The sequence below is a fragment of the Paenibacillus sp. ISL-20 genome (assembly GCF_018613005.1).
GTDB lineage: Bacteria > Bacillota > Bacilli > Paenibacillales > Paenibacillaceae > Paenibacillus_AQ.
Map to the genome: position 1 here is coordinate 102,978 of NZ_JAGGRD010000021.1, position 23,057 is coordinate 126,034.

Below are 23,057 nucleotides of genomic sequence, written 5' to 3' on the forward strand. Positions count from 1 at the left end.
TACACCAGTCTGGATATAGCCGTAGGCTATAACTAGATATAGCTTATATGAGTTACACTATACCGATCAATACATGATATCTTTCTTGTAACAATTTGTATAGGAGTGTTACATAGATGGCAAAAAGCAGTGTACTGGGATATCCGCGTATTGGCGCTGATCGGGAATGGAAAAAAGTCCTGGAAGCATTCTGGGCAGGCAAGCTTGATGAATCGGAGTTTCACCGGCAGCTGCAGGAGATTCGGTTGAATCATTTACGGAAGCAGCAGGAGAGCGGGATCGATCTTATTGCGGTTAATGATTTTAGTTATTACGATCATGTTCTGGATACGGCAACGATGTTTGGTATCGTACCGAAGCGCTTCTCTTATGAGGGCGGTGTTGTGCCATTGTCTGTATATTATGGTATTGCACGCGGAACGAAGGATGCTACAGCAAGTGAAATGACCAAGTGGTTTAACACCAATTATCATTATATCGTGCCTGAATTGGATGGGGCTACACCAGTTCTTACGGAGAACAGACCGCTGGCAGCCTATCGGGAGGCTAAGGAGAAGCTCGGCATTGAAGGCAAGCCGGTTATTGTCGGTCCGTTAACCTTCTTGAAATTGTCCAAAGGGTACCAGCCGTCAGAGACGGATGCCTGGCTGGAAAAATTGCTGCCGCTCTACGTACAGATTCTCCAGGAGCTTGCCCAAGAAGGCGTTCAATGGGTCCAGATTGATGAGCCGATCCTCGTAACGAAATTAAGCGATGCCGATCTTAAGCGGTTAACCAGCATTTATGAAACGTTTGCGGCTTCGACACCAGGACTGAACATCATGCTGCAAACCTATTTTGAATCCGTAGAAAACTATCAGGACATCATCCAGCTTCCTGTTAGCGGTATCGGGCTTGACTTGGTGCATGGATACCATGGCAATGTGCAAGCCATTAAACAATCAGGGTTTCCTGCGAACAAGGTGCTTGGCGCCGGGATGATTGACGGACGCGGCATCTGGAAGGCGTCGCTTCGCGAGAAGCTGTCGCAATTGGAAAAGCTGACGAAATACGTAGCCGCTGAACGGTTGATCGTTCAATCTTCGTGCAGCTTGCTGCATGTTCCGGTGACTGTGAGCAGCGAAACGAAACTGCAGCCTGAACTAAAAGGGGCGCTCGCCTTTGCAGACGAGAAGCTGAATGAGTTGGTTCTTTTGACGAAAGCAATCTCCACAGGCACAGCCCGGATTGCCAAGGAACTGGAAGAATGCGATGCTGCTCTTCAGGAGCTTAAACAATCCGAAGAGCGCAATCGACATGACATTCAGCAGGCAGTTGCCGAGATTAGTGTGCAGAATCCGGTTCGCACTCTGCCGTTCGCGGAGCGTCATGCCGCTCAACAGGATAAGTGGCAGCTGCCGATTTTTCCGACCACGACGATCGGCAGCTTCCCTCAGTCAGCCGAGGTGCGCAAGGCACGCCAGGCGTGGCGCAAGGGAGAATGGAATCATGAGCAGTATGAGCGCTTCATTCAGGAGCAAATCGATATTTGGATCAAGCTGCAGGAAGAGATCGGCCTGGATGTGCTTGTGCATGGCGAGTTCGAAAGAACGGATATGGTTGAATTTTTCGGTGAGAAGCTTGGAGGCTTTGCCTTCACTCAGTATGGATGGGTTCAGTCCTACGGCTCACGCTGCGTGAAACCGCCTGTAATATTCGGGGATGTCGCATTCGAGAAACCGATGACGGTGGAGGAAACGAAATATGCACAGTCGAAGACTAACCGCCCCGTGAAAGGGATGCTAACCGGCCCGATTACAATCATGAACTGGTCGTTCGTCCGCGAAGACATCTCGCGGGAACAGATTGCCTATCAATTGGCTTATGCCCTAAGACAGGAAGTAGAGGCGCTGGAGCAGGCGGGCATCGGGATGATTCAGGTGGATGAGCCTGCGGTGCGCGAAGGGCTGCCGCTCAAGGAGGAAGATCAAGCGGATTATCTCGCTTGGGCTGTTAAAGCCTTCCGTATGACCACATGCACGGTACAGCCGACCACGCAAATTCATACGCATATGTGTTATTGCGAGTTCCATGACATGATCGATTCGATTGAGGCAATGGATGCCGATGTCATCTCGATTGAAACTTCGCGCAGTCATGGCGAGCTGATTCACAGCTTCGAAGTCAATACCTACAGATTAGGGATTGGCCTTGGCGTGTACGATATCCACAGTCCGCGGGTACCTCGAGTGGAAGAGATGACAAGCATGATCGAGCGTGCACTGCGGGTCCTGGATCCGAAGCTGTTCTGGATCAACCCGGACTGTGGTCTCAAAACACGCGGTAAGGAAGAGACGGTCGCATCCCTCCGTAACATGGTTCAAGCCACGGAGATCGCTCGTTCGTCCTATTTTCTGAACGTGCAACCGTGAATTTGACTATTGTCAGGGTGGGTAGAGATAAGGACAGTTAAGATAGAAGCAGGCTGCGTCGGCAGCCTGCTTCTTTTTTTTACTAACCAAGCCGACATCATGATGCGTACAGATATAGAACGGAATGAAAGCCTCCTAACATTTACATAGAGTGGGGTTGGACACAACTTGTTGACATCTTGGTAAAATCGTTATCACATCCGGCGATTATATTCTTCTTATGGAATCGTATCTAGCACGATCACCTAAGAAGGAGGAACCATGATCTATCACAAAAAACACAAGAAGTTTACCAGAGTCTTCTTTATTCTATTCATTGCAATCCTATTTATTGTCGGCTTCAAATTGGCATGGCACGTCGGTTCATCAACGGTAGAGTTGGTGCCGGCATCATCTGCTAGACTTGCAGAGACCTATAAGACGCTTCCTGCTGCGACTAATCCTAATAAAACGTATCGGATCGTAATCGATCCCGGTCATGGGGGAAAAGATCCGGGAGCTACCGGAGTAAGCGGTGCATATGAGAAATTGTTCAATCTATCTCTTGCCGGGCGGGTTGTTGACCTCCTGGAGGAGGACCCTTTGTTTGAACCTCTCTTGACACGTTCGGATGATCAATTCGTTGAATTGGATGAACGGGCAGCCAAGGCGAATGATTGGAATGCGGATGTGATGATTTCCATTCATGGCAATACCTATACGGACCCCATGACATCGGGTACGGAAACCTTGTACCGACACGAGGACAGCATCCCCTTGGCCCAAACCCTTCAGGAGCATTTGGTGAAGGGAATTGGCCTTCGTGATCGCGGGATCAAGGAAGAACAGTTAAAAGTGCTATCTACGCCCACGATGCCGGCAGTGCTTATCGAAGTTGGATATCTCACCAATGCGGAGGATGAGCGTTTCCTGCTGAGCAATGAAGGTCAAGATCTTGCCGCACAAGCTATTGTTGATGGGCTCAAGGACTATTTTGCGGAATCGCAGGAACTCTCGCTTGGACACCAAGCAAACGGTGAATCAGATGAAAGATCATCCGGCACTCCGCAAAGTGGGAATCAGTCTATGGAGAAAAAGGTGTATTTTAATGGATCAGCCCAGGACGGTAAACAGGTCGCACTTACATTCGATGATGGACCGGATGCCATTGTTACGCCCAAAATCCTTGATATCCTGAAGGAAAACGATATTAAAGCCACCTTTTTCATTCTGGGAAACCGGGCTGAGGCCCATCCTGAGACTGTGCGGCGGATTCAAGAGGAAGGTCATGTCATAGGAAATCATTCCTGGTCACATCCCAACTTTACAGAATTATCGATGGAGGAAGCGCTGAATCAGGTGAAGAATACGCAGGATGAACTGAACGACATTATCGGCTATCGTCCATCCTTGTTTCGGCCGCCTTATGGCGCTTTGGATGAGGACAAAGTGGAAGCTATACAAAATATGGATTTAGCGATCGTGAACTGGTCCGTGGACACGATGGATTGGTCAGGTCTGCCCGCACAGGAGATCATGGGAATCATCCACAAGCAGTTGAAGCCTGGAGGCATCATTCTTCAGCATACCGCAAACGGCAAGAACCATCTTGCCAACACGCTGGAGGCACTCCAACTGTTAATACCGGATTTGAAAGATCAAGGCTACTCATTCGTCACGGTCCCGGAACTGCTGCATTTGCCTGAATCGCAGTCTTAGTAAGCTTGTATTGGATCAGACTTATCATTTGTCAACGGTATATGCTAAAATCGATTCATCAAATAGGCCTATGGAATAAGAATGGAGACTTCATGAAAAAAACAAAAATTCTCATAATCGAAGATGAGGGGCCGATTGCCGACTTGCTTGCCTATGGTCTCAACATGGAGGGTTTCGAAACCCGTATTGCGGCCAGCGGAGCTGCGGGCTTAAGGGAACTTGAGTCATTTCTTCCCGATTTGCTCCTTCTGGATTGGATGCTGCCCGATCAGAGCGGACTCGATATATGCAAAAAAGTAACCGCGAACTATAACCTTCCCATATTCATGATAACCGCTAAATCCGACATCACGGATAAAGTGCTCGGACTTGAATTTGGTGCCGATGACTATATCACAAAGCCGTTTGACTTAAGGGAGGTTGTTGCCCGAATTCGTACCATTCTCCGGCGGCTGGACCAAGCGAACCACGGGGATAGGGAAGTGGCTCAGGAGGCCGTGATCCGTGTTAAAGGCATCGAGATCGTAACGGAGGAGCGGCTGGTCAAGAAAGACGGCAGCTTGGTTGATCTCACGCCTAAGGAATTTGACCTGCTCATGACCTTGTACGGTCACCGGGGGAAGATTTACACGCGTTCGGAACTGCTGGATTTGGTTTGGGGATATGATTTTATTGGGGATACACGTACCGTGGATACGCATATTCAAAGGCTACGCAAAAAGCTGGATGCCAGCGATTTGATCACAACTGTATTCGGCATCGGCTATAAATTCGAGAAGCAGGCGGAATAAGATATGATCCGGACCATCAGAGCCAAGTTTATTGTTGGTTTTTTTCTGATCTTCTGCCTATCGTTCCTCGTACTCAATCAGACCGTGAAGGAGATCATTCGGACAAGCAATCAGGAGATCGTAAAGTCGGATCTGGTCGGACTCAAAAACAACAGCAATATATACGTAAGGCAAGCATTTCTTATCAACCATTTCACGAATAATAAGCTTTATTTCGGACAGATGGCCGAGGAAATGGTGAATGATTTGAATCATGCGACATCAAGCCATGTTAGTGCTTACACCGTAGATGGCAAGTTATTGTTCTCATCAGACCAGAGAGAGTTCTCCGGACAGTCGGACGAGGATCTTCGGCAAGCGATCGAGGGTAAAACGGCTTATACCATCACTTATGGCCGGAATAGCGGAACCGTTCTATATTCATACCCGGTTATCATCGATGGAGTGAAGGTGGGCATCTTGAGGTTTACCAAAGATTTCACCCTGCTCTATGAACAAAGCGGGCGCATCATGGACATCATTTTCTACATCGCGCTCGCCATATTTGGAGCGGCATTCCTATTCTCCTATATGCTATCCCGGCATATCACCATTCCATTAGTGAAGCTGACCCGGGCTTCCACGGAAGTGAAGAACGGGAATCTCGATGTTCGAATCCCGTTCCGGCGAAGAGATGAAATTGGCGAGCTGGCTTTGAATTTCAATGACATGATTGACCGGATCGGAAGCCAGATTTCCACGATTGAGGGTGATCGGGATCGCCTTCAGGAGCTTAACGATCAGGAAAAACGTTTTTTCGACAATGTCACCCATGAGCTTAAGACGCCACTGACGTCCATTCTTGGTTATGCCGAGATTATTCGGGAGAAAGGGGATGACGACCGGGAGTTCTTCGATAAGGGCATGAATCACATTGTTGAAGAGAGCCGGCGGCTGCATAACATGGTGCTGAAATTGCTGGAGGTGTCGCAGCACAATGCTGGTGACAAGGATATGGAGCTTGTAGATTCAGGGAAAATTCTGAGCGATGTATGCGACTCGATGTCGTTTCGGGCCAAGAGGTATAAGAAGAGCATTTTCAGTGAAATCGAAGATGACTTATTCGTGCTTGGTCAACCTGACCGGTTGCGCCAGCTCTTCATTAATCTTCTGGATAACGCCATCAAATATAGCGCCGCTCAATCGGTAATCTCCGTCAAGGCTGAACTTGCTGCCGGAAGAGTCCGCTATATCTTCAATAATCCCGGAGACCCCATTCCGCCGGACCAGCTTGCGAAAGTGTTTCAGCCATTCTATTCGGGCGGGCAGAAGCAGAAGGAAGAGGGCAGCGTTGGGCTGGGGCTCAGCATCGTTAAATCCATCGTCGATGATCACGGCGGAACCATCCGTATCGTCAGTGAGAAGTCTCATACGGTCGTCTATGTGGATATTCCTTATGTAAATGCGGAGGGAGCTCAATGACATTTAAACGGTTTAGATTATGGTTTGCTGCTCTTGTCATGACGCTATTGTCCGGATGTGCAGGCGGACTGCAATCAGAGACCATCATCATACCAAGCACCGAAGATATCCATACCGTGGATGAGGGGAGTCGGCCGTTCCAGGTAAAGACGATTTATCGGCTGCCTGAATACATTACAGATCAAGCTGAATTACTCGGATGGGCATCTGCCGAGTCAGTGATCCGTCTCGTTTATGAAACGAGAGCATCTGATCGGGGCAAGCTGAATATGCAGCGCTTATCCCCCCCTTACGATCGTCCTGATACGTTGTTTGAGATGGAACTGAATAAGTTCCCTCACACATTGTCCCCTAATGGAAAATATATCTCAGCCATTTCCAAGTCGAATGAAGGTGTATCATTGAAATTGATCGCCTACCCGAGTGGCGAGGAAGAGAACCTCGAAGCTACGTCGACTTCCAATCAGCAGCTATGGTTTGAAGAACCGACGTGGTCGGATAATAGTCAATTCATATCTTATCTTGTCTTGGATTCAAAAAATAGGGAAACCGGCATCGGCATTTATGACAAGGAATTAGACAAGGCTCAGGTTTATCGGCTGAAAGGTCATGAAACGGAGGGTTTTCCAACGAAGGCTATCATCTCGGATGATGGCCGGATGGCGCTGATCGTCATGGATCAATACAGTCAAGGCCTCAGTGTTGCGTTGGGGACGGTAAACAGCAGCGGGATTGATGTTCAATATGAGCATGAAATCGGAAGCGACCAGATCGCCTGGTTGAATAACGACCAATTTGTATTCTTGGGAGCGGAGGGAATCCTGTACGAGTATGACCGCCGGAATCACGAGCTGTCCATCCTGTTGGAGAAGATAGATAGCTTTGCGTTCTCCATGGATCGTAAGTTTGTCGCATATTCCCAGAACGGGGAGGATACACTCTATGCAGGCAAGCTTCAAGGCAAGAATATACTGAACGCAGAACCAATCTATCATGGGATCATACCGTCCGAGATGAGCTGGAGCCCGGATCATAACCGACTTCTCGTGCATGGGCGAAAAACCTATTCCAAACAGCAAGGACCCAAGGTGGTCGAATCATTAGATCATCAGCCGTTTATAATAGAATTCGAGTAAGTCGAAGATAGCTCCGAATTCGATAAAATTTACTCCATGATGCGGCAGACCGAACGATAAACGTTCGGTCTGCCGCTTTTTCGTTGACAAATTGTTTACAAGTAGATGAAGTTTTGGCGACATCGTCACTCTATATTGGTAGGAGTCCGAGGTATTGGGCAGGCCGAAAAGCAGAGTAAAGGAGCGCAAGACATGATTTGGTCAAGAATAAAGTTTCGACATATTGAACCCAAGAAGGAGAGTTGAAGAGATGAAGAAGTTCGGATTATGGATGGCTGTGTGCTGCGCTCTTGTCTTTACATTAACAGCGTGTGGGAGCGGCAGTTCAAGCGATAGCGGGACAAGCATCGGGAGTGATGCTTCAACGGACTCAAATAAGGCCGCGTCGGGTGCCGGAGCAGATGAGAAAGATTCCAATACAGGCGGCAATAAGACCATTGTATTCTCGACCTTTTTTCTAGATGAGCGGTTTCAGGCTGCGAAGAAGAAATACGAGAAGCTTCATCCGAATATTGAAATCAAATTGGAGTATGTGGAAACCGACGACGCCCATATGGAAGCTGAAATGGAGAAATACATTACGACGACCAATACGGCGATGCTCGCGGGGAAAGGTCCTGATTTGCTCCAAATGGACTTGCTACCTACCGATAACTACGTGAAGCACAATCTATTGGCGGATCTCGGGACGATGATGGATCAAGATTCATCGCTCAGGAAGGAAGATTACTTCACGAATATTTTGGATGCCGTACGAACAGATGACGGGCTGTACAGCATGCCGCTCTCGTTCTTTCTGATGGGCTTCGCTGGAGACGAGGACGCAATCACAAAGTCTGGTATTAAGGTGGACGATAAAGCTTGGTCGTGGGAGGATTTTACGGAGATCGCTAATCAACTGGTGGCCACCAAAACGAATGGCTATTCGTCCGCATTGATTTATGGCAGTCCCGAAAACTTATTGGCCGATATTGTATTGGATAACTATTCCTTATATGTTGATAAAGCCAGCGGTACAGCTCAATTCGATATCGATAGGTTTATGTCACTAATGGATCAGGTCAAAACGATGTATGTCAACCATATCATCAATACAGATTACCGCAACGGTGCTTATTTTAGAAACATACAGATCAATTCACCATGGGATTATCTGGTTTCCCTGCGGGAATATGGGGAGAATATCTCATTGTTCATCAAACCGCATGACTCGGATAAACCGGCCGGAGGATATTTCCTTACATACCGGGACGTTGGAATCAATGCAAATTCAAAGGTACAAGCGGAGGCATGGGATTTCCTTACCTTTATGATGTCAGAGGAGATACAGACACCACCTACGAAGGCAGGATTTCCGATCAACAAGAACGCATTTGCCAAACAGATTAAGCAATTGAAGGAAGAGGGAAAGGTGCAGGCATATAAGGAGGGACCTCTTCAAGGACTTATCTTTAAAGTCGACGAAGCCAAACTGGATCAACTGGAGCGTTTTGTTAACGGCGCCATCCATAAGGTGGAATACAAGTCAGACAAAGTGCGGGATACCATCATCAAGGATACCGTCGCCTACTTTACCGGGCAGAAATCTGCCAATGATGTTGCCGGACTTATTCAAAATAAAGTGACTACGTACCTGAATGAATAAGAATTCGGTACGAACGCTCCTGCGCAGCGACGGAGTCAAGGCGATATGGTTTCTGGCTCCAAGCCTGATCGGGTTTGCAGTTTTTTATATCATTCCTTTCTTGATGGGCATCTACGATTCCTTCACGGACGGAACGCTCGGCGGAGAGTTTGTCGGGTTCGCTAACTACAAGGAAGTGCTTGGGAGCAGCTCTTTCCGTACGGCATCGCTGAATACGCTGCTCTTTACCTGCATCGGCGTTCCACTGCTTATCACGTTATCCCTGTTGCTGGCTTTATTGCTGAACAAGTCATTATACATACGCAATTGGCTCCGAAGTTCGTTTATTTTGCTGCTGGTTGTTCCGGTTGCATCCATCGTCATGTTCTGGCAGATTCTATTCGATTGGAATGGGTCACTGAATGCCTGGTTACATCATTTCCATCAAGAGCGGATCGATTGGATGCAATCCGATTGGTCGATGAGCGTCATTATCCTGATGTACATCTGGAAAAATACCGGCTATAACATGATTCTATTCTTGGCCGGTCTGCAGTCTATTCCAAAGGATTATTACGAGACGGCACAAATTGAAGGTGCGGGCAGAGTGCGCCAATTATTCCACATTACATTCATCTACTTAACACCTACGATGTTTTTCGTCGTTCTTATTTCCATCATAAATTCGTTTAAAGTCTTCCGGGAGACGTACCTGCTGGCAGGTGAATATCCATATGATCGCATCTATATGATGCAGCACTATATGAATAACATGTTCTTCTCCCTGGATATTCAGAAGCTGACGACGGCTGCCACACTTATGGTCGCATGCATTGTGTTTCTGGTAACCGGACTACTGAGTATAGAACGACGTTTTCGCGATAATTTGGGTTGACCCGGGAGGAACAGCATGAACAAAATACAGTGGATTCCAAGGTTGATGTTGACACTGCTGCTCGGCGCAGCGGCGATCCTGATGCTTGTGCCGATACTGCTTACCTTGACGAACTCCCTTATGACGGAGCAAGAGATCGGGCGAAATTACGGACTGATCGGTCAAATGATTGACGTATCCCAGGGCGGCAAAGATCGATTTGTCAATTTAAAGATCGTTCCCGATTGGGTTTCCTTCGGCCAGTATGCCGAGGTGCTGATCTTATCCACCAAGTTTCTGATGATGTTCTGGAATTCGGTCAGCATGGTTGTACCGATCGTTGCCGGACAAACCGTTGTCGGCTCGCTTGCAGCCTACGCTTTTGCCCAGCTCAGGTTTTCTGGAAGAGATAAGCTGTTCATGCTTTATTTAATGACCATGCTTATGCCGTTTCAGGTAACGCTTGTTCCGAATTATATCGTTATAGACAAGCTTGGACTTATGAACCATACCGCCGCCATTATTTTGCCCGGCATCTTTGGAGCCTTTGGCGTCTTTATGATGCGGCAATTTATGGCGCATATACCGGGAGCCTATTCCGAGGCTGCCATGATGGACGGAGCGGGACAATGGGTGATCTTTCGGCGGATCATTCTACCGCTGGTCAGGCCCGGGCTGGCAGCGCTGATGGTTTTACTATTCGTCGATTATTGGAACATGATCGAGCAGCCACTCATATTTTTGCAAGATTCCTATAAACAGCCGTTGTCTCTATTTCTTGCACAGATCAACAAAGACGCACTGGGAATCGGATTTGCCGCATCGGCATTGTATATGGCACCCATGATTCTTCTATTCCTGTATGCCGAGTCTTATTTTATTGAAGGCGTTCAATTGTCGGGCATAAAAGGTTAGTTTCAGTACTAGGAGTGATGGATATTGGAAGAGGTAATTTCCCGGTCAAGAAAACGCAAGGTTAGCATAACAGCCGGACTGTTCACAGGTCTTCTGCTTATACTGACTTTTGCAGGTAACACCCTACAAGCCTTGACGCTGCCTAAGGTAGTGATTACATCGGTAAACAAAGGCTCGCTGGTTCATTCCTATGTCGGCCGATCGACGATAAATCCAAAGGAGGAGAGGGAACTTATCCATCCTTCGGGCTGGAAAGTCGACAAGGTGCTCGTTAAAAAAGGTGAGATGGTGCGTAAAGGACAAGTTCTTATACAATATGATGGCAGTGAGGTTAAGCAGCAGATTGCTGTGGAGCAGTCTGCTCTGAAGAAGCTGAATCTATCAATGGAACTTCTCGAATATAATGTCATTCAAGCGATGCAGGAAGAAGATGAGTCTCTTCTTATAAGTGCATCCAGCGCGTTCGAAACGGCAAAGCTTGATATTGCTGCACAACAGCAGCAGATCGAGAACCTGAAACATACGCTTTCAGTTAATCAGCAGATGGCAGCCCCTTTTGACGGTATCGTTATGGAGATTGGTGCGATGGAGGGATTAGGTCCTACCGGGAAACCGGATATCACGATGAGCCATTTGGCAAAAGGGTATGGGTTAGAAATGTACGTACCGTCAGGTATCGCTGCCATGCTGAGCGTAGGGGATATTCTGGATAACATCACGCTTGAAGGCAAGGAAGAACCGTCGATTACGGGTGAGATTGATAGGATAGAAGAGGAGATGAACTCGCTCAGTCCCGATGTTGACGACGACGCTGAGAAATCAAGCAGTTCCATGACACGTTTGTTCGTTAAATTAAAAGGCAGTGGGCTATCCGGGGGTGAACAAGTGAGGATCAGTATCGTGAAAACTAAGAGCAGCGAAGGGATTCTCATTCCGAATAAAGCCGTTCACAAGGACAGCGAGGGCGCTTATGTCTACACCGTAAAAGAAACGCAAGGCCCTCTCGGCAATGCATATTATGCTGTTCGCACATCAATTCAAATTACCGATTCCAACAGCCAGACCACCTCCGTTGGCGGTGGTCTGTTCGATCAACAGGAAATCATCGTGGACAGCAGCGATCTTATTATGGATGGAGCGCGTGTTAACGTATATAACCAGAACTAACACCAGGATGTCGCCAGCCAGAAAAATAGGATTGACAGTACAAACCAAAAGATGTTAAATTATCCGGCAACCAAAGCATGGTTTATGGAGTTTATATAGTGATAGGTGCTAAGCTTATAATGAGGGGAACTTATTTATTATTTATGTGCAATGGAGGGAGATATGAAAAATACGCTTATGAGAAAACCCGAATTCCTTAGGTTTTCAAGATGGAATCGTGATGAGTGACAGGTCATGGCGAGTCTTTTTTATTGTCGTTGCATTGATCGTACTGACTGGAGTCGTCTATTCATTGATTCAATCCAGTACTTCCTTTAAAGAGCTGATGAGCGATCAGGTTTATGATACAGAGAAGATTAGTTACATAAGAATTGAGAAAATGGGCAGTCCATACAATGATGAAAATAGTGTGGAAATTACCGATCCGGCCACTATTGATCGCATCATTAACAGCTTCTCCAATGCGAAACTATGGAGGACTGAAAATTATGCAAGAGGTACGGAGTACAGGATATGGGTTAATGTCGAGTACACTCCCTTTGCCATATATTTTACGGAACCGAATATTATCCAGATGTCTCTGAATAGAAGATTGCATAAAAAATATTCCTGGAGCTACAGGATGGTTAATGGCTATGACAAGTCGATCATTGAAGATCTCTTTAAGGAAGAGTAGAGGAAGATCACGATTCCCGGACATTATCGTAATTCCGATCACATTCTAATTCATTGAAAAGAAGAGGAACTAGACTATGAAGCTAAATGAACACAACTTGATCAAGATGCAAAATATCATCCAAGAGCACGAATTTGAACATGCAGCAGACTATTTGATCGAACATACTAGGCAAGGCATACGTTTATCCAAACAGGGAGAGGAGGACTATGCCAGCTCGTGCAATTCACGGATTGGCGGAGATCCCGATCTTCCTGAAGGAATGGAGTGGCCGCTGACTTCGGATGGAACACCGATGACGTTTTTGGCCCAGCTGCAGTTGAGGGATTTGGCAGCTCACGACGCCACGGCTTCACTTCCGCATAGCGGAGTGCTGTATTTCTTCGTTGGCGTTGATGAACCTGCTTATAACATTGAACACCGGGTGCTGTATCTGGCCGAGGATCAGACAGCGGCCGCTAGTCGAGGCCGGGCGCCTGAGGGGACCGCGTTAGATGAAGAATTCGCAGGCTACCGTATTGAAGCAAGAGCCACACTTGAGCCCCCGAATTACGCTTATGTGGATGATGAGCTTGTCGAGGATGATGAGCATGATTTTGAATCTTACGAGGATCTGTGTCATCAATTAACGGGGCAAGAATCTGACGATATCGCAACGATCTTTGGCTACCCTTCTACCCAGCATGGAGATTGTGAGCACGAGGCTGCTTTAATGCTGTTAACGGGAACAGAGTACAATTACTCCATGGAGGCGGCTGTCCAGAAGATTGCCGATCATTTCGGCGGCAATGCGGAACAGGCTCAGCAGGAGATTCGGGATACACTACTGTTGCTGGCCATCGATTCGGACGACGAGATAGGATTTTGCTGGTGGGATGCGGGTGAACTGCAATTTTTCATCCGAAAAGAGGACTTGCTGGCCAGAAATTTCGAACGCACATATTGTTCGCTGTACTCAAGCTGAGCGCAGGAAATGGGGGGGGGATGATCCATGAAGGAGAAGGTCATTGAGGCATACGATAAGCTGGCTGGAGACTACGAAAGACATGTGGATTCGCAGAGCGGACATAATGCTTATTACGAAAGGCCAGCCATGCTCAAAGTATTACCGGCGGATATGGAGCAAATGACCGTCCTAGATGCTGGTTGTGCCGCAGGGTGGTATACGAAGCAATTTATTGTACGAGGGGGCCCGGGTTACAGCGGTCGATCTGAGCCCGGCGATGGTAGAAGCTTGTAAGAGACGAGTCGGCAATGAAGCGACTGTATTTGCATGCGATATAACCGAAGACCTGCCCTTTGAAGATGAGGCGTTTGATCTTATCGTAAGTTCATTGACGCTTCACTACATCGAGGATTGGGCGCCGACCTTTCGCGAATTTCAGCGAGTGCTAAAACCTGGTGGAAGTTTGATTTTCTCCGTTCATCATCCTTTTATGGATGTTAAACATGTTGACCGACCAGACTACTTTGCCCGTGAGTTATTGACGGAGGTTTGGAACAAACAGGAGTCTGGACCCGTAGAGGTTACTTTCTATAGAAGACCGATTCAAGAAATTATCAACGTAACTTCATCTCGGTTTAGAATCGAACAAATCGTCGAGCCGCAGCCCAGTTTAGCGCATAAGGACAATCCGGAAGCTGCGGAATGGGTGGCCAAATGGTTTGATCGCCTGATGACAAACCCTCATTTTTTGATTGTGAAATCTAATAAATCGTAACTTGGAATCCATACATATTCAAAGGGGAACCGCGTCCATCGCGGTTCTTTTTATGCTCATATGGCCTCCGCCATATATTTAATGGGCCGATTATTCCGAATGAAGTCCGCTTTTCGTTTGCTGCATGGTTATATAGGTATCCAAGTTTCAGGAGAGGAGGGGAAGGATCATCAACGCTGAAACGATTGAAGAATATGTTCAACAGACTCAGGATGGGCATGCAGAGGCATTTATTCCTATCGTAAGAGAGTACCAGCGGCAATTGTATATATACTGCTGCCGGCTTCTGGGTAGCGAACAGGGAGCGGAGGACGCGGTACAAGAAATCTTCTTGAAGGCATATAAATCGATCACAAAATATAAGCCTTCGGTCAGCTTTAACGCGTGGTTATACAAGATAGCCTACCATCATTGTCTGAATGTGATCCACCGACGGCAATTATCGCAGAAGCTCGGAAGATTGTGGAAAGGGCAGATTTTCGCCGAAAGCGCAGAGCAGGAGTATTTAAGAGGGACATTCAGCGAACCGCTATTGAGAGCCCTGGTGAATCTTACGGTGCAGGACAGAAGTTTATTAATTCTGTACGCGTTTCACGACAAGACGTATGCAGAAATAGGTGAAATAACGGGAAAGTCATCGGAAGCCGTCCGAAAAAAACTAACCCGAATCAGAAAAAGACTGAAGGATGCAATGAATAAATGGCAGGAGGAAGAACAATGGGAAACCTCGTTGATCCAATCGAAGAGTTGAGGCAGCATTCTGTACCGGACGATCATTTTCGTGATGTTGAATTTGTTTCAAGAGTCAGTCAAGATATTGAGGACCATCAGCATAAAAGACGTTCAGGACTCCGATCCTTCAAGCGTAAAACCGTAATGTCTATCATGGTTTCGTCTATATTACTTGCCTCGTTCACTGCGTATGCAGCAACCGGGCATATTCAAATTTTTAATAGCAAGGGGGAAATCGTTCTTAAAACAACCGATCCATCGTCATCAGCGCTACCAGCCAAACTGAGCAATCTACTGGAGGAATACAGGACAAGGGTACTGTCCAAGCTGAAGCCCGGAGAGCTGGCCGCATATTATATCAAGGATGATTACATTAATAAGGGCAACGGGTATGACACGGTGAATTCTATAAAATTTGGATATCAACCGATAGCCTATCGTTCCTATGAGGATTTTCAAAAAGAGCGTGTTCGTACCTCGGCCCCCATCCTAGAGGTGCCTGGTTATCTTCCCAAGGGCATGAAATTCGCTTATGGTCAAGTTTTTCCTTTTGGACCGGCACGCTTTGGAGAAGAAGATCGAGTGGAATACGATGCACTAAAACAAAGATTGATGAATCAGGCCGAATCATCCAGCAGTGGTGAGAAGTTGTTTGTAGAGAAGCTGAATTGGTCGAAGGCCTTCAACTCCTTTTTATATTTATCACATGGCAATAACAGCACGGCTGTAACGATCACGGCGGGGTATGGTCAAAAAGCAAGCTTACCTAAGTCTCCGGATGCGACTTCCGAGAAAATAAGGCTTAAACATGTTGAAGCTATATATCTCCATGAGAATGGCGAGGATTGGATATCCTGGTATGACGGTAATCGAAGTATAGTGTATACCATTATGGTAAATGTAAAAGGTCTAATGACTAAGAATGACCTGAAGGCAATGGCAGAGAGCATGATTATTGACTAATGATATGGGGTTTAAATAAGATTCGATCGGTTGAAGATGAACTCTAAACATGAAAACTAGTCGAGTTTACGTGTATAATAGCTATTAGTTATATAATAAAAGCAATGAGTTATATCACATCAAAGGGGAGAAAATCACATGCAATGGAATGAAATTACGACAATAGAAGAATGGGAAACGATTCTGAAAAAATCTTCCGAGCGTGGCCAAGTTATTTTGAAGCATAGTACGACTTGTCCGGTTAGCTCTAATGCTCTTTCGGAGTTTGAATCTTACTTGAAAAAGGCACCAAACGGCGATGTGGATTATACGCTGGTTAAAGTCATCGAGTCCCGGCCGGTTTCCAATAAAATCGCCGAGGATTTGAACGTAAAGCATGAATCGCCGCAAATTATCTGTGTGAAGGATCAAGCGAAATATTGGACGGCTTCACACTGGGCGGTTACGTCTGCGCACATCACAGCGGTTCTGGACTGAAATCAGCAGACAGATAATGGAGAAGACGGATACCATAACTAGTTGCAGGTAAACTCAATATATCAATAGGCGATATTCCAAAGTCACCAGACTTAACGGAATGTCGCCTTTTTTTTGCGTTTCCAAACTAGCTGAGAGCGGGTGTTTAAGGCAATAGCAGCACTGAAAAATTCAAAAAATTGTCGGAAGACAGGACTGATTTGCACTCAAATATTACTAAAGTATTAAAAAAATAAGAGGAAATGCCGATTTATTAATAGTACAAAAGATGCAATGGTTATGGAATCATAACGTGAATATGGATCTATTGAACTGGAATTTCACTTAACAAGACCATTTTGTGAAGTGAGCCTATGTCAGAATATTGATGGAGGGGGGACGCTGTTCATTCAAGATGAACATTTTTGAAAAATGTAATGTATTCATGAAATATTCCGGAAATATTCAAAGTTTCCAGGAAAGTAGGTGATGCGACAGGTTCGCTAAAGAATTCCCTATTTTATATGGAAAATACATAAGAGATATCAAAGGAGAGAGACACCAAGTGAGTGAGCCAAAAACGTTCTCAAAAGGACTGCGTTTTAAGAATCTGAGTATTGTTACAAGAAACATGTTATGGACGAGCCTGTATATCATTATTACGGGTGTCATCGTGATTGGTTCAAGCTATTATATTCAGGACAGCGTACTGACGAAGCAACTGCAATCCGATTCGGGAAAAATTATGGATACCTTGGTTAAGTCCGTATCGGTGCAAGATGCTCAAGCGGTTAAAGGGGCAACCGATCGCAATTCGGATATCCAAAAAAAACTTACCAAAACGTTTGATGAACTATCCCTAAGTCATCCCAATATTGCACAAGGCTATATTTTTGGACCGGAGCTCGAGGGTGGCAACCAGACCTCGATTATTGCCATGCCGACGGCAGTGCTCGATATGTTTGCCGAAGAAGATTTGAATCTGGGCGACTTATACGAACAACCGGATATTCATGCCGATGCCGTAAGAGAGATGCTGAAAACGAAAAAAACCGTCTATACCAAAGGCTATAAAGATAATTATGGTACCTGGATCACCGTGCTGCATCCTTTCCAGGATGCGAGTGGCGAAATTTTTGCTTATATGGGGATCGACGTGGATGCAAGCTTAATCGCTTCCGGGAAACAGGCATTGATCACCAATACGGTTTTTGCGCTGCTGATTACCTTGCTGATTGTATTAGCGCTGCAGTACTTCACCATTAGACGTACCTTCGCACCGATCCAAGCATTAATGGGGGCGCTGGACAAGCTAAGCAAAGGTGACTTTACCGTCCAATTAAAAGCTAGCGATGATGAGCTCGGGCAGGTCAATGCCAAGTTCAATACGACCGTTAATCAAATTAATGAACTTGTCACAACGATCAAAACGGTATCGGAGCACTCTGCAGAGCAGTCTAAATTCCTCTTCTCGGCTGTCGAAGTCAATAATAACAAGTCTTCCGCCATTACTAAAAATATGGAGGAAATGTCGGAACGAGTCGCGCTGCAGAGCACTTCCATTACCGAAAGCGTGGTTTCACTTGAGGAAATCTCATCTGGCGTATCAACGATTGCCGGCAATACATCGGATCTTTCCGAGATATCCGTGCATATGAAGGAGCAATCGGAACGCGGTAATCACAATGTGGAGCAGGTGATCGAACAGATGAATTCGATTGATCATTCGGTTAAAAACTCGGTGAATATCATCGAAAAGCTGCAGAACCGTTCAAATGAGATCGGTCAGATCGTGCAGGTTATTACCGAAATTTCCTCTCAGACAAATCTGTTATCACTCAATGCCGGTATCGAAGCGGCAAGAGCGGGCGAAGAGGGCCGCGGTTTTGCTGTGGTTGCCAGCGAAGTTAAGAAACTTTCGGAGGAATCAAGAAAATCTGCAGACCAAATCATTGAATTGGTTCGATACATTCAGGATGAAACGGCATCTGCGGTAGAAGCCATCAGCGAAGGGGAACAAAACGTCGCCAAGGGAATTGAGGTTGTCAAAGAAACCGGTGAGCTGTTTAAAGGCATGCTGGTAGCAACCGATACAGTGACCAGTCAAATTCAAGAGGTGTCTGCAGCTACCCAGCAAATGGTTGCCGAGACCGAACAGATTACGGCAGCGATTAAACAACTGGCTGAGCTCGCAGAGAGAAACTCGTCCGTGTCGGGTGAGATCCGGATTAGTGCCCAGGAACAGCAGGCATCCTTTGCCAAAATCTTCGAGTCTGCGGAGCAGATTAACCAGGTTTCCGCTGAGCTGGAGGCCCTTGTAAACAAATTGCATGTGTAGTGTGTAGTACTACGAGGACAGAAGCAGTAGAGAAAAAAAGATGGAGCTGAAACCTTTGAATACAACATTGATGATCGAACAAGGCAAAGAATATTGGTTGAATGAACTGCAGCTACCTTTACCGGGATTCTATCTGTACACCGATGGTCCAGCGCATCTTCAGCAGCAAGAGCTTGATCATATGGCGATTAATCTTCGTATCGAAACCGGTAAGATCAAGCAGTTCCGCGATTCATATGACATGAGGGCATGGATGCTCACAAGCTATGTCGTATTTCTGTACCGAATGACGCACGATACCGATTTGCTGATCGGCGTGAACAATGAGAAGGGCAATCTCCTTCCGCTGAGAGTTAACTTAAGCGGTAGCGATTCATTCGCACAGATTTATGAGCAAGTTTCCGCCAAAATGGAGCAGATTGAAGGAAGCAGCTTTTTGCTTGAGGATATAGAAGGCTTCACCGGTCAATCGCTCACTCTCCAAACGGTCTATGGAAGTAACGGGAAGGGTTATGCCTATAGTTCCAGCGGGCTGAACTGGATGGTTCAGGAAGAGAAGAAGGACGAGTGGACACTCTATGTATCCTATGCGCGTCCTTTGTATAAAGAAAAAACGATCGAAAAATTCAGCAGGCATTTTGAGCTGCTTGCTTGCGCGGCTCTTGAGCATGCGGACATGCCGGTTAGCCATTTGCCTATGCTGACAGAAGAGGACCGGAACGCGTACACGATTCTCAATGACACGAAGCAGGAGCTGCCGGAGGATCCTACCATTGTGTCAATGCTTGCTTCCATTGTGAAGAAATTTCCGGAGAGAATTGCACTATCGTCGAATCATGAGCAAGTAACGTATGAACAGCTTGACCGGTTGTCAAACCAAATCTCACATATGCTTCTAGACAAGGGGCTGCGTAAAGGCCAATTCGTCTCGATATTTATGAAAAGGGGCCTGGATACGATTGTTAGTATGCTCGGTGTGCTCAAGGCCGGTGGAGCCTATATCCCGCTGGATCCATCACATCCAGATGAAAGAAATGCCTATATTATCGAGGATACCGAATCGGCGATCATTCTTACACATCAGGATTTCACAGCAAAGCTGGATGGGCTCCTGGCTGGTTTTCAACCGAAGCCAGAATACTTCTGTCTTGATGATAAATTCCTTTCGTACTCGGATGAAGCCTGTGGCGTCCGCGTTGAAGGTGATGATTTGGCATACATCATCTATACCTCCGGTTCAACAGGCAAACCGAAAGGTGCCTTAATCGCCCATCAAGGCGTCGTGAATTTGGCACTGGCCAATCAAGAGAAATTACAGATGAGTGAACAGGATATCATTCTTCAATATTCCACCTTCAGCTTTGATGCTTCCGTTTACGATATATTCGGATCGCTGGCTTGCGGTTCACGACTGCATCTTCTCTCCGATGAGCAGCGTTTCTCCATAGACGCCTTTACGGAGGCTGTGGCAGAAACCAATGCAACGCGTGTCGCGATACTGCCTACGGTGTTTTTTAATCAATTGGCAGCGTATTTGCCTATGGAAGATACTCACAAATACCGTAATATCAAAACGATCGTGGTCGGTGGGGAAGCTCTGGCCGGAGAAACCGTTCGTATGTTCCAGAAGAAGCTGCAGATTCCAATCGTGAATCTGTACGGCCCAACAGAAACGACGGTTGTAGCAACAGGGCATGTCGTGAATTATGCGGTTCCGGACGATCTGGCCACCGTGTATATCGGGACGCCTTTTGCCAACTATGAATTGTATATTGTGAATGAACATAATGAGTTATGTCCAACCTGCGTAACCGGAGAGCTGCTGATCTGCTCGGTCGGCGTAGCCAAAGGGTATCTAAAGCAGCCTGAGAAAACCAAAGAAGCCTTTATTCTGGACCCGTTAACACCGGAATCTGGTAAACAATATTACCGTTCCGGAGATTTGGTTCGCCTGCTGCCGAACGGACAAGTAGAATACCGGGGACGAAAAGATTCACAGGTGAAGATCAGAGGCTTCCGGATCGAGATTGGAGAGATCGAAGATAATCTGGCGAAGCATGAACGCGTAAAGGACATCGCGGTCATTCCGGGAATGGACGAGGACGGAACCAAAATGTTAGCGGCCTTCTATACGACCCATGATGGACAGGCAGCTTCCGCTAAGGACTTGGTGCAATTTTTAAGTCAGAAAGTACCTAGTTACATGGTTCCTAAATACATGTGTTTCGTAGAAGAGATGCCACTATCCCCGACCGGTAAGATTGACCGTAAGAAGCTGGCATTGTACGAATTGTCGATGGAGATGGAAGAGGATGACTTCCACTACGAGGCACCGGTTAATGATATTCAGCGGGATATTGCTGCAGCCTGGGAAAAAGCACTCGGACAAACCAAAATCGGCATCCACGATGATTTCTTCGATATTGGCGGGTATTCTCTGAAAATCCTGGAGATTCTGGTGCTTCTTAAGCCGCAATATCCACAGTTGAAGATCAATGATTTCTTTGTTTATCCGACGATTGCAAAATTGGCGGAGAGAGTAGAGGAACTGGGTCAGCAGACGATTCCATCCGATCAAACAGAGAATAGGGATCTTCCTATTCAGGATTTGGCTGAGTATCCGATCTCATTCCCTATTAACCAGGGTTCCGGACAACCCATCTATACCCAGCAGCATATTTTGCTGACAGGCGCGACGGGATATTTGGGATCACATCTGCTGAATGAACTGCTGAAACAATCGACCGCTACCGTGTACTGCCTGGTTCGACCGTCGAAGCTGATGGAGCCCTATGCTCGCCTTGAGCAGATCATGACCGGATATTTTGGCGAAGAGGTCAAGACTCGTATGGATAAAAGGGTGATCGCGATTCAGGGCGACTTGGAGCAGGAGTTTCTCGGGCTCGGAGCCCAAGACCGTGCATTGATTGAAGCGCGCATCGATTCCATCATTCATTGCGGAGCTGAAGTGAAGCATTTTGGCGATTCCGACTATTTTGCGCGAGTGAATGTGGAGAGTACGGACCGCCTGTTGGCTTTGGCTCAGAAAAGACCGCATATCCGCTTCCACTTTATATCTACGCTTGGGATCCCTGAAGAATTGGCAATGGGTGGTCAATGGGATGCCATCGTTGCCGGAACGGGATATGAAGAGTCGATCATCGAGAATGTCTATACGAACAGCAAGCTGGAGGCAGAGAAGCTGGTCATTAAAGCCAGTGCAGATAGAGGCATCCCGGCAGCGGTTTATCGCGTGGGGAATTTGTCTTGTAACTCGGAGAACGGAATTTTCCAGAAAAACATCGACAACAACGCTTTTTACCGCATGCTGAAAGCGATGCTGCTGTTGAAGAAAGCGCCTGGCGTGAGATGGGAAGTGGATATTACACCGATTAACTATGCCGGGGAAGCCATTACCGCTCTGCTGCTTCAGCAAGAAACGGTCGGGCGAGTGTTCCATATCTGCAACCCGGTTGCCATTTCTTATGATGACATGGTGGAGCATTTTAAAGCCTATGGATATGACATTTCAGTGATGGACTGGAAGGCATACGAGGCATGGTTATTGGATCCGCAGCAGCCGAAGGATAAGGAAGGCCTTGAGCTGGCGATGGCACAGTTCGAAGGCGACGGAGCGAAGAATTCCATCTACCGGTATACTTGTCCGCAAACATCGGAATTCCTTAAGCACACAGGAGTGAAATGCGCTGTACCGGACAGGCTGTTATTTGAAAAAATGATAGAGTATGCCGCTGGTATTGGATATTTCGTGAACACGGAATAACGGTATGTAGGCAGCAAGCATGAAGGAACTGTCCCATAAGTAGGTTTGCTCACTTGATGGACGGTTCGTCCGATTAAAAAATGTTTCAAATGAAGAAATGGCGGTGCTCAGGATGTTATCCTTGCACCGCCATTTCTTGCTTTTCGGTCTGTTGCCTCTTGCTTGAGCAGATTATGGGCAAGCGAAAGCCATCCGACCTCTAGGCTCACTTTCGTCAGTCCTCGAAGCAGAAATCGCCGGAATCCCCGGTTATTCTTCAACTGCCCAAATACACTCTCCGGTTCGACCAGCCGCACCGACAACGCATAGC

The 23,057-nt window shown here is 46.7% G+C and carries 17 protein-coding genes and 1 pseudogene; 17 read left to right on the forward strand and 1 reads right to left on the reverse strand.

Annotated features, from left to right (window positions below; all coding sequences use genetic code 11):
• Window positions 1-116 precede the first annotated feature (116 nt).
• The 17 genes and pseudogenes from metE (at window position 117) to J7E85_RS13140 (ending at window position 22,747) form a co-directional block, all read left to right on the forward strand.
• Entirely contained in the window at window positions 117-2,411 is a 2,295-nt protein-coding gene (gene metE, locus J7E85_RS13060; protein ID WP_215158420.1) for a 5-methyltetrahydropteroyltriglutamate--homocysteine S-methyltransferase, read from the forward strand.
• Window positions 2,412-2,672: 261 nt separating this feature from the next.
• Window positions 2,673-4,109 carry an N-acetylmuramoyl-L-alanine amidase gene (locus J7E85_RS13065; protein WP_215158422.1) on the forward strand — a complete coding sequence of 479 codons (1,437 nt, stop codon included), beginning with the start codon at window positions 2,673-2,675 and terminating at the stop codon, window positions 4,107-4,109.
• Window positions 4,110-4,201: 92 nt separating this feature from the next.
• Window positions 4,202-4,900, forward strand: coding sequence for a winged helix-turn-helix domain-containing protein (locus J7E85_RS13070; RefSeq protein WP_215158424.1), 699 nt, complete (start codon window positions 4,202-4,204; stop codon window positions 4,898-4,900).
• Between the two features lie 3 nt (window positions 4,901-4,903).
• The gene (locus tag J7E85_RS13075; protein WP_215158426.1) at window positions 4,904-6,361 is read left to right on the forward strand and encodes a sensor histidine kinase; all 1,458 of its coding nucleotides are present in this window, start codon (window positions 4,904-4,906) and stop codon (window positions 6,359-6,361) included.
• Entirely contained in the window at window positions 6,358-7,497 is a 1,140-nt protein-coding gene (locus J7E85_RS13080) for a hypothetical protein (RefSeq protein ID WP_215158428.1), read from the forward strand. The genes J7E85_RS13075 and J7E85_RS13080 overlap by 4 nt, the downstream gene beginning before the upstream one ends.
• A 250-nt stretch (window positions 7,498-7,747) precedes the next feature.
• Window positions 7,748-9,142: an ABC transporter substrate-binding protein gene (locus tag J7E85_RS13085; protein WP_215158430.1), complete on the forward strand. Its 1,395-nt coding sequence runs from the start codon at window positions 7,748-7,750 to the stop codon at window positions 9,140-9,142.
• On the forward strand, window positions 9,135-10,016 hold the full coding sequence (locus J7E85_RS13090) for a carbohydrate ABC transporter permease (RefSeq protein ID WP_215158432.1): 882 nt from the start codon (window positions 9,135-9,137) through the stop codon (window positions 10,014-10,016). Before J7E85_RS13085 ends, J7E85_RS13090 begins: the two co-directional genes overlap by 8 nt.
• Before the next feature lie 15 nt (window positions 10,017-10,031).
• Window positions 10,032-10,910 (forward strand): carbohydrate ABC transporter permease, encoded by an 879-nt coding sequence (locus J7E85_RS13095; RefSeq protein ID WP_215158434.1) that lies wholly within the window; start codon window positions 10,032-10,034, stop codon window positions 10,908-10,910.
• Window positions 10,911-10,934: 24 nt separating this feature from the next.
• The gene (locus tag J7E85_RS13100; protein ID WP_215158436.1) at window positions 10,935-12,077 is read left to right on the forward strand and encodes an efflux RND transporter periplasmic adaptor subunit; all 1,143 of its coding nucleotides are present in this window, start codon (window positions 10,935-10,937) and stop codon (window positions 12,075-12,077) included.
• A gap of 220 nt (window positions 12,078-12,297) precedes the next feature.
• Window positions 12,298-12,753, forward strand: coding sequence for a hypothetical protein (locus tag J7E85_RS13105; RefSeq protein WP_215158439.1), 456 nt, complete (start codon window positions 12,298-12,300; stop codon window positions 12,751-12,753).
• A 76-nt stretch (window positions 12,754-12,829) separates the two neighbouring features.
• Window positions 12,830-13,717, forward strand: a complete 888-nt coding sequence (locus J7E85_RS13110) for a YwqG family protein (RefSeq protein WP_215158441.1) — start codon at window positions 12,830-12,832, stop codon at window positions 13,715-13,717.
• Between the two features lie 27 nt (window positions 13,718-13,744).
• Window positions 13,745-14,474: pseudogene (locus tag J7E85_RS13115) on the forward strand (class I SAM-dependent methyltransferase).
• Window positions 14,475-14,712: 238 nt separating this feature from the next.
• On the forward strand, window positions 14,713-15,225 hold the full coding sequence (locus J7E85_RS13120) for an RNA polymerase sigma factor (protein ID WP_353049494.1): 513 nt from the start codon (window positions 14,713-14,715) through the stop codon (window positions 15,223-15,225).
• Window positions 15,174-16,169, forward strand: a complete 996-nt coding sequence (locus tag J7E85_RS13125) for a hypothetical protein (RefSeq protein ID WP_215158443.1) — start codon at window positions 15,174-15,176, stop codon at window positions 16,167-16,169. Before J7E85_RS13120 ends, J7E85_RS13125 begins: the two co-directional genes overlap by 52 nt.
• Window positions 16,170-16,307: 138 nt before the next feature.
• Entirely contained in the window at window positions 16,308-16,646 is a 339-nt protein-coding gene (gene ytxJ / locus J7E85_RS13130; RefSeq protein ID WP_215158445.1) for a bacillithiol system redox-active protein YtxJ, read from the forward strand.
• Window positions 16,647-17,190: 544 nt separating this feature from the next.
• Window positions 17,191-18,963: a methyl-accepting chemotaxis protein gene (locus J7E85_RS13135; RefSeq protein ID WP_215158447.1), complete on the forward strand. Its 1,773-nt coding sequence runs from the start codon at window positions 17,191-17,193 to the stop codon at window positions 18,961-18,963.
• A 40-nt stretch (window positions 18,964-19,003) separates the two neighbouring features.
• Window positions 19,004-22,747: a non-ribosomal peptide synthetase family protein gene (locus J7E85_RS13140; protein ID WP_215158450.1), complete on the forward strand. Its 3,744-nt coding sequence runs from the start codon at window positions 19,004-19,006 to the stop codon at window positions 22,745-22,747.
• A gap of 107 nt (window positions 22,748-22,854) precedes the next feature.
• Here J7E85_RS13140 and J7E85_RS13145 read toward each other — a convergent pair.
• A partial coding sequence (locus tag J7E85_RS13145; RefSeq protein ID WP_215158452.1) for a transposase occupies window positions 22,855-23,057 on the reverse strand: 203 nt, incomplete at its 5' end.

Bases quoted from the DNA above. Each gene is read 5' to 3' on its own strand.
- J7E85_RS13125 (WP_215158443.1), top strand. From the start codon at position 15,174: ATGGCAGGAGGAAGAACAATGGGAAACCTCGTTGATCCAATCGAAGAG.
- ytxJ (WP_215158445.1), top strand. From the start codon at position 16,308: ATGCAATGGAATGAAATTACGACAATAGAAGAATGGGAAACGATTCTG.
- J7E85_RS13105 (WP_215158439.1), top strand. From the start codon at position 12,298: ATGAGTGACAGGTCATGGCGAGTCTTTTTTATTGTCGTTGCATTGATC.
- J7E85_RS13095 (WP_215158434.1), top strand. From the start codon at position 10,032: ATGAACAAAATACAGTGGATTCCAAGGTTGATGTTGACACTGCTGCTC.
- J7E85_RS13090 (WP_215158432.1), top strand. From the start codon at position 9,135: ATGAATAAGAATTCGGTACGAACGCTCCTGCGCAGCGACGGAGTCAAG.
- J7E85_RS13080 (WP_215158428.1), top strand. From the start codon at position 6,358: ATGACATTTAAACGGTTTAGATTATGGTTTGCTGCTCTTGTCATGACG.
- J7E85_RS13140 (WP_215158450.1), top strand. From the start codon at position 19,004: ATGGAGCTGAAACCTTTGAATACAACATTGATGATCGAACAAGGCAAA.
- J7E85_RS13085 (WP_215158430.1), top strand. From the start codon at position 7,748: ATGAAGAAGTTCGGATTATGGATGGCTGTGTGCTGCGCTCTTGTCTTT.
- metE (WP_215158420.1), top strand. From the start codon at position 117: ATGGCAAAAAGCAGTGTACTGGGATATCCGCGTATTGGCGCTGATCGG.
- J7E85_RS13110 (WP_215158441.1), top strand. From the start codon at position 12,830: ATGAAGCTAAATGAACACAACTTGATCAAGATGCAAAATATCATCCAA.
- J7E85_RS13065 (WP_215158422.1), top strand. From the start codon at position 2,673: ATGATCTATCACAAAAAACACAAGAAGTTTACCAGAGTCTTCTTTATT.
- J7E85_RS13075 (WP_215158426.1), top strand. From the start codon at position 4,904: ATGATCCGGACCATCAGAGCCAAGTTTATTGTTGGTTTTTTTCTGATC.
- J7E85_RS13070 (WP_215158424.1), top strand. From the start codon at position 4,202: ATGAAAAAAACAAAAATTCTCATAATCGAAGATGAGGGGCCGATTGCC.